The organism is Saccharothrix sp. CB00851, assembly GCF_001905065.1.
In the GTDB taxonomy this organism is placed as follows: domain Bacteria; phylum Actinomycetota; class Actinomycetes; order Mycobacteriales; family Pseudonocardiaceae; genus Actinosynnema.
This window is the reverse complement of the sequence record NZ_LWLC01000018.1, coordinates 167573-178792: the sequence shown is the minus strand read 5'-3', so window position 1 is coordinate 178792 and position 11220 is coordinate 167573. Positions and strand designations below refer to the sequence as shown.

10 protein-coding genes are annotated in these 11220 nt (G+C 72.7%); 5 read left to right on the top strand and 5 right to left on the bottom strand.

Annotated features, from left to right (window positions below):
• The first annotated feature begins 285 nt into the window (after positions 1-285).
• Positions 286-858, top strand: coding sequence for an SRPBCC family protein (locus A6A25_RS19415; RefSeq protein WP_241828794.1), 573 nt, complete (start codon positions 286-288; stop codon positions 856-858).
• 252 nt (positions 859-1110) lie between these two features.
• Here A6A25_RS19415 and A6A25_RS19410 read toward each other — a convergent pair whose 3' ends face one another.
• Genes A6A25_RS19410 through A6A25_RS19400 form a run of 3 tightly spaced genes read right to left on the bottom strand, consistent with a single transcriptional unit; the run spans position 1111 to position 5355 of the window.
• Positions 1111-2505 (bottom strand): GntP family permease, encoded by a 1395-nt coding sequence (locus tag A6A25_RS19410; protein ID WP_073892021.1) that lies wholly within the window; start codon positions 2503-2505, stop codon positions 1111-1113.
• Positions 2502-4091, bottom strand: a complete 1590-nt coding sequence (locus A6A25_RS19405) for an N-acyl-D-amino-acid deacylase family protein (protein WP_073892019.1) — start codon at positions 4089-4091, stop codon at positions 2502-2504. Before A6A25_RS19405 ends, A6A25_RS19410 begins: the two co-directional genes overlap by 4 nt.
• Positions 4092-4101: 10 nt before the next feature.
• Positions 4102-5355: an amino acid deaminase gene (locus tag A6A25_RS19400; RefSeq protein WP_073892017.1), complete on the bottom strand. Its 1254-nt coding sequence runs from the start codon at positions 5353-5355 to the stop codon at positions 4102-4104.
• Positions 5356-5463: 108 nt separating this feature from the next.
• On the opposite strand from A6A25_RS19400, the gene A6A25_RS19395 reads away from it, so the two are divergent.
• Genes A6A25_RS19395 through A6A25_RS19385 form a run of 3 tightly spaced genes read left to right on the top strand, consistent with a single transcriptional unit; the run spans position 5464 to position 7592 of the window.
• Positions 5464-6432 (top strand): sugar kinase, encoded by a 969-nt coding sequence (locus tag A6A25_RS19395; protein WP_073892016.1) that lies wholly within the window; start codon positions 5464-5466, stop codon positions 6430-6432.
• Complete coding sequence (locus tag A6A25_RS19390) at positions 6429-7178, top strand: IclR family transcriptional regulator (protein ID WP_073892014.1); 750 nt, start codon at positions 6429-6431, stop codon at positions 7176-7178. The genes A6A25_RS19395 and A6A25_RS19390 overlap by 4 nt, the downstream gene beginning before the upstream one ends.
• 30 nt (positions 7179-7208) lie before the next feature.
• On the top strand, positions 7209-7592 hold the full coding sequence (locus tag A6A25_RS19385; RefSeq protein WP_073892013.1) for a RidA family protein: 384 nt from the start codon (positions 7209-7211) through the stop codon (positions 7590-7592).
• A 138-nt stretch (positions 7593-7730) separates the two neighbouring features.
• Here A6A25_RS19385 and A6A25_RS19380 read toward each other — a convergent pair whose 3' ends face one another.
• Positions 7731-10025 (bottom strand): ATP-binding protein, encoded by a 2295-nt coding sequence (locus tag A6A25_RS19380; RefSeq protein ID WP_073892011.1) that lies wholly within the window; start codon positions 10023-10025, stop codon positions 7731-7733.
• Positions 10026-10122: 97 nt separating this feature from the next.
• Between A6A25_RS19380 and A6A25_RS19375 the strand changes: the two genes are divergently transcribed.
• Positions 10123-10719, top strand: a complete 597-nt coding sequence (locus A6A25_RS19375) for a hypothetical protein (RefSeq protein WP_073892009.1) — start codon at positions 10123-10125, stop codon at positions 10717-10719.
• An 86-nt stretch (positions 10720-10805) separates the two neighbouring features.
• Here the strand turns inward: A6A25_RS19375 and A6A25_RS19370 are convergent, their stop codons facing one another.
• Positions 10806-11156 carry a DUF1844 domain-containing protein gene (locus A6A25_RS19370; protein WP_073892008.1) on the bottom strand — a complete coding sequence of 117 codons (351 nt, stop codon included), beginning with the start codon at positions 11154-11156 and terminating at the stop codon, positions 10806-10808.
• Positions 11157-11220 lie beyond the last annotated feature (64 nt).

Genomic DNA, 11220 nt, shown 5'->3' with positions numbered 1-11220 from the left:
GATCATGATCTGCCGCACCGCTTCCCACAATTAGGAGACGCCGCCTAGCCACCCTCACCCACCCCCGCGACGGGTATACGTACCTGCGCCATACGTACCTGCGCCGGTCGCACACAACCGCACCGGTCCCGCCGGTCCGTGCCGACCTCGCTGGTCTGGCTCGCCGGCCTTGTGCCGGTCCTGTCGGTGGGCGCGGGTCTTGCCGGTGGGCGCGGGTCTTGCCGGTCCGCGTCGGTCCGCGTGGCCGGTCTGCGTGCCTGTGCCGATGTGCGTGACCATGGCCCCATGCCGCTGAACTCGTACCGCTTCCGCAGCGTCTGGTCGGTGGACACCCCGCCCGAGCGGGCGTTCGAGGTGCTCGCGGACCTGGGCAGCTACCCGAGCTGGTGGCGCGAGGTGCGCGCCGCCAGGCAGATCGCGGAGCAGGCGGCCGAACTGCGCTGCCGGTCTGTGCTGCCCTACGACCTGGTGTTCCAGGCGCACCACAACGCCCGGGAACCGGAGGCGGGGCTGCTGCGCGCCGACCTGGTGGGCGACCTCGACGGCACGGTGAGCTGGCGCGTCTTCGGCGAGGGCACGGGGTCCCGGCTGGTGTATGACCAGGAGGTGGTGGTGCGCAAGCCGTTGCTGCGCCGCCTGGCCCTGCTCGGCCGTCCGCTGCTCAAGGCGAACCACGAGTTGATGATGCGCAGCGGCCAGCGGGGTCTGCGCACCTACCTGGCCGGGTTCCAGGCGGCGCTGGGTGACGGTGAGCGGCCGGGCAGCGGTGAGCGGCGGGGTGAGGGTGAGCCGCTGGGTGAGGGTGAGCCGCTGGGCGAGGGTGAGCGGCGGGGCGAAGGGGAGCGGCGGGGGCGGTGAGCCGAGGTCGGGCGGCGTCGGCTAGCTGAAGTTGCCTGGTGCGGGTTGGCGTTGGTCGCCCTGGCGGCGGTTGGCCGAGGTGCCGCAGGAGTCGCGCCGACCGCTGAACGTGGAGGCGCCTCGGCGAAGCAGGTGCTGAACGTGTGGGCGTCCCGGCGGCGAACCAACCGGTGAACGCGCAAGCGGCCGCAGTGAAGCGGGTGCGGAACGCGCGGGTGTCACGGAGAGCCGGGCCACCCGCCGTCCCACGGGCTACACCACCAGGCTGAGCAAGGCGGCGACGGCGAAGCCGACCACGGACAGGATGGTCTCCAGCACGGTCCACGTCTGGAGGGTTTCCTTGACCGACAGGCCGAAGTAGCGCGACACGATCCAGAACCCGCCGTCGTTGACGTGCGAGGCGATGATCGAGCCCGCCGCGATCGACATGACCAGCAGCGCGAGCTGCGGCTGCGAGTAGTCCAGGTCGGCCACGACGGGCGTGACGATGCCGGTCGTGGTCACGATCGCGACGGTGGCCGAGCCCTGCGCGACGCGCATCCCGCAGCTGATCACGTACGACAGCGCGATCACCGGCAGCCCGATGCCGGCCAGTGACGTGGCGAGCACCTTGCCGACCCCGGTCGCCGACAGCACCGCGCCGAAGAACCCGCCCGCGCCGACCACCAGCAGGATCATCGCCACCGGCCGCAGCGACGCGGCGGACAGCTCGGTCACCTGCTCGCGCGTCATGCCCCGCCGGAACCCCAGCAGCCAGAACGCCAGCAGCACGGCGATCGTCAACGCCACCGCGGGCGTGCCGAAGAACGTGGACACACCGAGCAGGGTGGAGCCCGCAGGCAGCAGGATGCTGCCGAACGTCCCCGCCAGGATCAGCACCAACGGCACCGCGATGATCCCGAGCACCAACGACAGCGGCGGCTCGCCCTTGGTCTGCTCGCCGCGCACCTCCTCCGCGGCGGCCAGCATCTCCTCCGGCACGGGCACGTGCAGCCGCTTGCCGATCCACGCGGAGAACAGCACACCGCCGACGAACCACGCCGGAAGCGCCACGGCCAGCGCCATGATGATGATCCAGCCGAGCTCGACGCCGAGCATCCCGGCCGCCGCGACGGGCCCGGGGTGCGGCGGCATGAACGCGTGCATCACCGACAGACCCGCCAGCAGCGGCATCGCGTACAGCACGATCGACCGGCCACTGCGCTTGGCGGCCACGTACACCAGGGGTGCGAGCACGAAGATGCCGATGTCGAAGAACACCGGCACACCGAAGATCAGCCCCGCCAGGCCCATGGCGAGCGGCGCGCGGTTCTCGCCGAACGCCCGCAGCAGCGACCGGGTCAGCACCTCGGCGCCACCGGAGGCCTCCAGGATCGAGCCGAGCAGCGTGCCCAGGCCGATGATCGCGGCGACGTGGCCGAGGATGCCGCCGAACCCCTTCTCCACCAGGGACTCCGACGCCTTCTGCGCCGAGCCGACCAGGGTCTCCACCGGCAGTCCCGCGGCCAGCGCCACCAGCAGGCCGACGACGAGCAACGCGATGAACGGCTCGACCTTCCACCTGATGATCATCGCCAGGAGCAGGGCGATGCTGAGCGCGGACAGCGTCAGGAGGCCTCCGGTGCTGTGCTGCAACCAGTCGATCATCCGCGGCTGCGGGGGTTGCGCAGGGAACGGCCGGGCAAGGCGTCGGTGCGCCGGCCGTCGTCGAGCACGGTGACGCCGTTGACGACGACGTGCGTGATGCCCTCGGCGGCCTGCCGGGGCTGTTCGAACGTCGCGGTGTCGGCGACCGCGTCGGGGTCGAACAGCACGAGGTCGGCAGCGTAGCCCTCGCGCACGAGCCCGCGGTCGGCCAGCCGCAGCCGCCGCGCGGCCCTCCCGGTCAGGTGGGCCACGCACTCCTCCAGCCCCAGCACGCCCAGTTCGCGCACGTACCGGGCGAGGTAGCGGGGGAACGTGCCCCACGCGCGCGGGTGCGGCCGGTCGCCGACCAGCAGGCCGTCGCTGCCGCCGGTGTGCGCCGGGTGCCGCATGATCGCCCGCACGTTGTCCTCGTGGCCGACGTGCATCAGGCACGACGTGCCCAGCCGTTCGGAGACCAGGACGTCGAAGTACAGCTCGGCGGGCGGTCGCCCGGCCCGCCGCGCGGACTCGGCGATCGAGGCGCCGACCAGGTGCGCGTTCTCGGTCCTGCGCACGCCGTTGACCTCGATGGTGTCCCAGTCGACCGGCACGCCGCTGCACCCGTCCGAGCCGGTCACCTCCAGCTCGACCCGCATCCGCTCCCGCGTGTCCGCGTCGGACAGCCGCGCCAGCGTCGCCTCGGGTCCGCCTTCGCCTGCCCAGCTCGGCAGCAACGCCGACAGGTACGTCGCGCCCGGCAGGTACGGGTAGGTGTCGAGGGTGATGTCCGCGCCGTCCGCGATCGCCCGGTCGAGCAGGTCCAGCAGCTCGCCCGCCCGACCGCGGTTGACCTCGAAGTTCATCGTGGCGTGCGCCAGGTGCAGCGGGCAGCCTGAGTCGCGCGACACGCGCACCATCTCCGCGTACGCCTCCAGCGCGCCCGAGCCGTAGCTGCGGTGGTGCGGGCTGTAGTACCCGCCCAGCTCGCCGACGACCCGGCACAGCTCGGTCAGCTCGGCGGTGTCGGCGTACATGCCGGGGGTGTAGGTCAGGCCGGACGACATGCCGACCGCGCCCTCCCGCAACGACCGCGCCAGCACCTCCCGCATCCGGTCCAGCTCGGCGTCGGTGGCGGGCCGGTCGTCGTAGCCGACGCACAGCATCCGCAGGGTGCCCTGCGGCACGAGGTACGCGGCGTTGACCGCGATGCCCCGGTCGAGGCGGTCCAGGTACTCGCCGACCGAGCGCCAGTCCCAGTCGAAGCCGGGCGGGTCGTCGTTCCAGCCGGCGAGCTGGGCGCGCAGCACGGTCAGCACCTCGTCGTCGGCGGGCGCGTAGGACAGCCCGTCCTGGCCCAGGACCTCGGTGGTCACGCCCTGGGACACCTTGGCCAGGTGGTCGGGGTCGGCCAGCATCTGGAGGTCGGAGTGGGAGTGCATGTCGATGAAGCCTGGCGCGAGGACCCGGCCGTCGGCGTCGACCACCCGCTTGCCGTCGACCCGGTCGCCGATCTCGGCGATGCGCCCGTCGCGCACGCCCACGTCCGCGCGGTAGGCGGGCGCGCCGGTGCCGTCCACGACCCGTGCGCCTCGGAAGACGATGTCCACGGTGTGCCTCCTAGAAGTAGGTGTGGACCAGGTCGACCACGGTGGTGCCCTCGACCACCGGGATCAGCTGCCACTTGTCGAACACCGTGCAGGGGTGGGACAGGCCGAGGCCGACCCAGTCGCCGACTTCGACGTCGTCACCGGTCAGCCGCACGAACGCGTGCTGGTCGTTGAGCGCGGTGACCTCGGCCGCCAGCGGACGCGTCACGCCGTCCCGGCCGCGCACGACCTGCGGCTCGGGCAGGCCCTCGTCGAACGACGCGTCACGCTTGCCGAGCGTGAGCAGCGCCAGGTCGGGCTGGGGACGTGAGGTGACCTGTGCCCACGCCCGCAGCGCGCCGCGGAACGGTTGCGCGCCGGGCGTGCGGCCCAGCGGCGAGATCCCGCGGTAGAAGCCGTCGTCGTGGGTGATGTACGCGCCGCTGCGCAGCACCGGCCGCACCGGGAACGGCCACGGTTCGGTGAGCTTCGCGGCCACCTGGTCGAAGTACGCGCTGCCACCCGCGGTGACGATCGGGTCGGCCACCTCGAACCGGTCCCGCAGCGCGATCGCCAAGTCCCGCAACGACGTCAGGTAACCGTCCACGACGGACCGCGCCGCGGGTGACGCGTCGTGCGCCAGCGCGCCCTCGTAACCGCCGACGCCGACCAGCCGCAACGCCGGGCTCTCGACGGCGGCCTGAGCCACCTCCACCGCCGTGGCCTGGTCGCGCGCACCGGTCCGCCCGCCGCGCGCCCCGAGTTCGACCAGCACGTCCACCGGGCGGTCGACCGCGCCCAACGCCTCGGTCATCCGCGCCACGCCCGCGACGGAATCCACCCAACAGGTGAACTCGAACGTGTCATCGGCGGCGAGTTCGGCGGCCAGCCACCGCAGCCCGGCCGGGTCGACGAGCTGGTTGGCCAGCAGCACCCGCCGCACCCCGAACGCCCGGTAGACCCGCAGCTGGCTGGTGTTGGCCGCGGTGATGCCCCACGCGCCGTGCGCCAACTGGCGGGCGAACAGCTGCGGGGCCATGGTCGTCTTGCCGTGCGGCGCGAGCAGCACGCCGTGGTCCGCGCACCAGCGGGCCATGGTGGCGAGGTTGTGCTCCAGCGCGGCGGCGTCCAGCACGACCAGGGGGCCGACGAAGCCGTCGGCGAACAGGTCGAGCCGGCGTCCGGCCACGTCACCGATCGTCGCGCCGAACGCGTCGGCGGGCAGGCCCTTGAACCGCCAGTCGACCCGCTCGTCGCGGATGGCGGCCACAGCGTCGAGGTCCACGTCTGTCGCTCCTCACGTTGCATATAACGCAACGGCTATTGCGCGATGTGATGTTGACGTGTGTAACATTCAGTCGCCTGGCCGTCAATCGTCGAGCGAGGAGCACGGATGCGGTTCGACCTGCCGGGCGGCGTGGTGTGCCTCGGCGAGACCATGGCGGTCCTGGTGCCCGCCGAACCCGGCCCGGTGCGCGCCGTGCGCACCTGGACCCGGGCGGTCGGCGGCGCCGAGTCCAACGTCGCCGTCCACCTGGCCCGCCTGGGCGTGCGCAGCCGCTGGGTGAGCGCCGTGGGCGACGACGCGTTCGGCGGCGCCGTCCTCGACGCGGTGGGCGGCGCGGGCGTGGACGTCACCGGCGTGCGCGTCGACCCCGACCGGCCGACCGGCCTCTACGTCAAGGAAGCCGACGCCGCCGGCAGCCCCGTGCGGTACTACCGGCGCGGCTCGGCGGCCTCCGCGATGGGCCCCGACACGCTCCACCGGCTGCCCCTGGACGACGTGGCGCTCGTGCACGTCAGCGGCATCACGGCCGCCCTGTCGGACAGCTGCCTGGACCTGCTGCGCGCGGTCCTGCGCCGGCCGCGGGCCGTGCCGGTGTCGTTCGACCTCAACTGGCGACCCGCCCTGTGGCGCGACCGCGACCCGTCCGTGCTGCGCGACCTCGCCGACGCGGCGGACATCGTGCTCGCGGGCTCCGACGAGGCACAGGCCGTGTGGGGGACCGGTGACCCGGCCGAGCTGCGCGCGGTGCTGCCCGGCCCGACGACGCTCGTGGTCAAGCACGGCGCACGCGGCGCGACCGTGCACGAGCGCGGTGAGACGACGTTCCAGCCCGGTCTGCGGGTCGAAGTGGTGGAACCCGTCGGCGCGGGCGACGCCTTCGCCGCCGGCTACCTCGCCGCGCACCTCGCCGGCGACCCACCGGCACGCCGACTGCGCGCCGGGCACCTCCAAGCCGCCTCCGCACTGCTCACCAGGGAAGATGTCGGCGAGTCGCTGCCGTCCGCGGTGACCGTGCCACTGCTGGACGCCGATTCCCGCACGTGGGCCGCCGCACACCTGAGGAGACGTCGATGAGCCAAAGCCTGGACCGGGCGCTGACCCTGGTGGGTGAACTGGCCACCGGGCCGAAGACGCTGGAGGAGCTGTCCGGCGTCATCGACGTGCACAAGTCCACCACCATGCGGCTGCTGCGCACCCTGGAGTCGCACCGGTTCGTGCAACGCGAAGGCGTGCACCACTACCGGCTCGGCACCGCCCTGTTCGACCTCGCCAACCGGGCGCTGGAAGAACGCGACGTGCGGCGCAGCGCCGAGAACGCCCTGCGCGACCTCAACGCCCGCACCGGCTACACCGTCCACCTCGCCTCCTACGAGGACGGAGAGGTCATCTACATCGACAAGTACGACAGCACCCACCCCATGCGGATGTACTCGCGCATCGGCAGACGCGCGCCGCTGCACTGCACCGCCGTGGCCAAGGTGCTGCTCTCGGACCTGCCCGAACCACGCCGCCGCGAGGTCGCCCGGTCCATCGACTACGTGCCGCTGACCGCGAACACCATCACCACCCCGGACGCCTACCTGGCCGAACTGGACCGCGTCCGCTCCGCCGGGTACGCCGTGGACAACGCCGAGCACGAGGACTTCATCCACTGCGTCGCCGCACCCATCCGCGGCGCCCGCGGCGAGGTCGTCGCGGCCGTGTCCCTGTCCGTGCCCAAGGTCCTGCTCGACTTCGACGGCCTCCTCGGCCACCTGCCCGACCTGCTCGCCACCGCGCGAGCGGCCTCCGTCGAGTGCGGCTGGACGCCGCGCGACTGACCGTCCCACCAGAGAGGAAACGCACAACCCATGGCGAAGACCGAGATCAGGACCGCCGACGCGCCCACCCCCGTGGCCGCGTTCTCCCAGGGCGTCCGCAAGGGCCCCATCCTGCAGGTGGCGGGCCAGGTCGCGTTCGACCCGGCCACCGGCGACGTCGTCGGCGACACCGTGGCCGAGCAGACCAGGCAGGCCATGCGCAACGTGATCGCCGTGCTCGCGGCGGGCGGCGCCACCCTCGCCGACGTCGTGATGCTGCGCGTCTACCTCACCGACACCGCCCACTTCGCCGAGATGAACGCCGCCTACGGCGAATTCGTCACCGAGGAACCGTTCCCCGCGCGCACCACCGTCTACGTCGGCCTGCCCGACAAGCTGCTGGTCGAGATCGACGCGCTCGCCGTGCTCGACTGACCGGCAGTCCCCACCAACGGGGGACCCCACGTACTTCTGCCGGTTGTTCTGCGTGGTGCCGGGCGGGCGCGCGCGATTGACTGGGCACACCCCCCAAGGAGAACGTCAGGGAAGGACCCGGCGATGGCTAGGAACGCATCACCGATCGGCTGACTCCGCGGCGGCGGCGGCCCGGTCGCGGGACACCCCAGCCTCGACCGGGTCGCCCAAGTCGTCCTGGACGTCGGCCAACGCGCCGAGCACCACCGCCAGCCGGTGGTGCCGGTGCTCATCGGCCAACGCCGCCGCCCGCACCAGCTCCACCCGCGCCGCCTCCGCATCACCGAGCCGGTGCAGCGCCAACCCCCGCAGGTAACGCGCATCGCACAAGCTCGACGGCGCGGGCGCCGCACGCAGCAGCTCCAGCGCCTCGTCGGCCGCCGCCAACACCTCCGGCCACCGCGCCAACCGCACCAGGCTCTGCGCCGTGCGCACCAGCAACGTCGCCGACATCTCGGTCGCCATCACCGGCGCCAGCTCCAACCTCCCCGACCGCACGTTCGCCAGCAGCTCCCGGTGCACCCGCACCGCCTCCTCGTGCCGCGCCAACCCGTCGAGCACCAACGCCAGGCACGACAACGAGATCTGCTCACCCAGCCCGAACTCCGCCCGCCGGAACAGCTCCTGCGCCCGCCGCGCGCTGACCTGCGCCTCCTCCAACCGCCCGGTCCGCAACTCCGACACCGAGCGGTAGTGCACCGCCCAACCCTGCTCGACCACGTCACCCGCCGCCACCGCCGCGCGCCACGCCTGGTCGTGCAACGCCAACGCCTCCGGGAACCGGCGCATCAGCACCGACAACGTCCACGTCAGGAAGTTCAGCTGCACGGCCTCGTCCCGCACGCTGCCCAACGCCCGCGCCGCCGCGACCCCCGCGGTGAACACCTCGACCCACGCCTCGGCCCGCCCGCGCTGATCCGAGTACCAGTGCATCGCCGTGGCCAGCCGCAACACCTCCGCGTGCAGCCCGTTCGCGCCCGCCCACCGCATCGCGCCCAACCAGTTGCCCGCCTCCGCGGTCAACCACGCGTCCGCGTCCTCCTGACCGCCCAACAGCCCCGCGGGCGTCGTCCGCGCGTCCGGCCCGAAGAACCCGGCCGCCCGCACCGCCGTCCCCAGCAGCCAGTCCACCATCCGCCGCCGCGCCTGCCCCACCACCGGCGCCGGCTCCTCGTCCGCCAACCGTTCACCGGCGAACACCCGGATCAAGTCGTGGAACACGTACCGGCCAGGCACCTCCGCGGTGTCCAACAGGCTCATGTCCACCAACTCCTCCAACGTGTCCTCGGCGGCGAACCGGTCCACATCCGCCAGCGCCGCGGCCACGTCCGGCCCGAAATCCGCGCCCGGCACCAACGACAACCGCCGGAACAACACCGCCGCCTTCGCCCCGAGCTGCCGGTACGACATCTCGAACGCCGTCCGCACCCGCAGGTCACCCGCCGTCAACGCGGACAACCTCCGCCGTTCATCCACCAGTTGCCCGGCCAGGTGCCCGATCGTCCACTTCGGACGACTCGCCAGCCGGTTGCCCGCGATCCGCAGCGCCAGCGGCAGGTGACCGCACAACTTCGCCACCCGCGCCGCCGCCACCGGCTCCGCGCCCACCCGCGCCCGCCCCGCGATCGCACCCAACAGGTCGAACGACTCACCCGGGTCCAGCACGTCCAGCCCCAACCGCCGGCTCGCCTCCAACCCGCCCAGCACCAACCTCGACGTCACCACCACCAACGACCCCGACCCCGTCGCCAGCAACGGCCGCACCTGCGCCTCGTCCGACGCGTTGTCCAGCACCAGCAACGTCGACCGCTCCCGCAACCGCGCCCGGTACAGGTCCGAGCGCTCCGCCTCACCCGCCGGGATCTCCTTCTCCGGCACACCCAACGCCGACAACATCCGGTGCACCACCTCCGACGGGTGCACCGGCCGCACGTCCATCCCGCGCAGGTTGAAGAAGAAGCACCCGTCCGCGAAACGAGACGCCAACCGATACGCGGCCCGCACCGCCAACGCCGTCTTCCCCGCACCCGGCGGACCGTGCACCACGACCACCGACGTCGTCCGCGTCCCCTCCGCCACCGCCACCAACTCGGCCAGCTCACCCTCGCGGCCGGTCAGGTCGGCCACGTCCGGGGGTAACGCCGACGGCGTGGCAGGCGACACCGCACGACGCGCCCGGCCCTGCTTGGCCGCGTCCAACAACTCACCGATCTCCCGCTCCGCCAACGAGAGCACACCCGCCAGCGCCTCCACCGTGCGCCGCTGGGGCCCCTTCGCCCGACCGCGTTCCATGTCGCTGATCGCCCGCACGCTGACCCCGGAACCCTCCGCCAGCTCCTCCTGCGTCAACCGGACCCGCAACCGGTGCGCGCGGAGCAGCTCACCGAACGTCATCCCCACACTTCGACATTAGTGCCACCGACGCCGTGGACGGCCCGCGACGACCATCACTCGGGTTTCCGGTAACACCGAGGTGGTAAGACCACACCTCATGAAGTGGTACGCCGATCGACCGCCCCGGCTGCTGTGGCAAGTCCTCGCCGACCTGCTCGCCGTCGCCTGGACCTGGTTCTGGGTGAAGGCCGCCACGGCGGTGGGCGACTCGGTCCGCGCCCTGCGCGCACCCGGCGACGGCCTGTCCAACGCCGGGCAGAGCCTGACCGACACGTTCGGCGACGCCGCCGACAAGGCCCGCGACGTGCCGCTGGTCGGCGGCAGGCTGGCCGAGGCGCTGGAACGCGGCCGGTCCGCGGGCGGCACGCTGTCGGACGCGGGCCAGGCGCAGGTGCAGGCGGTGGAGTCCACCGCGCTGTGGCTCACCATCGCCCTGATCGCCATCCCGCTGGCGTTCGTGCTGATCACGTGGCTGCCGCTGCGGCTGAGGTTCGCCCGGCGGGCCGCGGTGGCCCGGCGGCTGCGCGACCAGGGCCGCCTCGACCTGCTCGCGCTGCACGCGTTGAACACCCTGTCGCTGCGCGACCTGGCGGCGTTCCCCGGCGACCCGGTCGAGGGCTGGCGACGCCAGGACCCCGAGGTCATCCAGGCCCTGGCCGCCCGCCACCTCCGCTCCAGCGGCCTCCGTCCGTAGCCTTGCCCTCACACTGCGTCACCACACCCGCGTGTCCAACGCTCAGAACGCGAGTGTCCTACGTTCAGAACGCGTGAGTTGAACGCTCAGTACACGGGGCCGGTGTACTTCTCACCCGGACCCTGCCCCGGCTCGTCCGGGTACGCCGACGCCTCCCGGAACGCCCGCTGCACCGACTGCAGCCCCTCGCGCAGCGGCCCGGCGTGCGGGCCCAGGTACTCGGCCGACGCGGTGACCAGGCCGGCCAGCGCGGTGATCAGGCGGCGGGCCTCGTCGAGGTCGCGGCGCGGGCTGTGCTCGGGGTCGTCGTCGGCCAGGCCGAGGCGTTCGGCGGCGGAGGAGAGCAGCATGATCGCCGCCTTGCTGATCACCTCGACGCTGGGAACATCGGACAGGTCGCGGACGTTGTTCGAAGGCAGGTCGGTCACGGGAGCCATTCTCGCAACCACCCCGGACGGGTCGCCGATTCGGGGGTTGACAAGGCCGTCTGCTAGTATTCTC

What these genes read in the sequence shown, in the direction of transcription:
- A6A25_RS19385 (WP_073892013.1), top strand. Translation starts at nt 7,209, where the DNA reads ATGGCGAAGACCGAGATCAGGACCGCCGACGCGCCCACCCCCGTGGCC.
- A6A25_RS19390 (WP_073892014.1), top strand. Translation starts at nt 6,429, where the DNA reads ATGAGCCAAAGCCTGGACCGGGCGCTGACCCTGGTGGGTGAACTGGCC.
- A6A25_RS19370 (WP_073892008.1), bottom strand. Translation starts at nt 11,156, where the DNA reads ATGGCTCCCGTGACCGACCTGCCTTCGAACAACGTCCGCGACCTGTCC.
- A6A25_RS19380 (WP_073892011.1), bottom strand. Translation starts at nt 10,025, where the DNA reads ATGACGTTCGGTGAGCTGCTCCGCGCGCACCGGTTGCGGGTCCGGTTG.
- A6A25_RS19410 (WP_073892021.1), bottom strand. Translation starts at nt 2,505, where the DNA reads ATGATCGACTGGTTGCAGCACAGCACCGGAGGCCTCCTGACGCTGTCC.
- A6A25_RS19415 (WP_241828794.1), top strand. Translation starts at nt 286, where the DNA reads ATGCCGCTGAACTCGTACCGCTTCCGCAGCGTCTGGTCGGTGGACACC.
- A6A25_RS19395 (WP_073892016.1), top strand. Translation starts at nt 5,464, where the DNA reads ATGCGGTTCGACCTGCCGGGCGGCGTGGTGTGCCTCGGCGAGACCATG.
- A6A25_RS19375 (WP_073892009.1), top strand. Translation starts at nt 10,123, where the DNA reads ATGAAGTGGTACGCCGATCGACCGCCCCGGCTGCTGTGGCAAGTCCTC.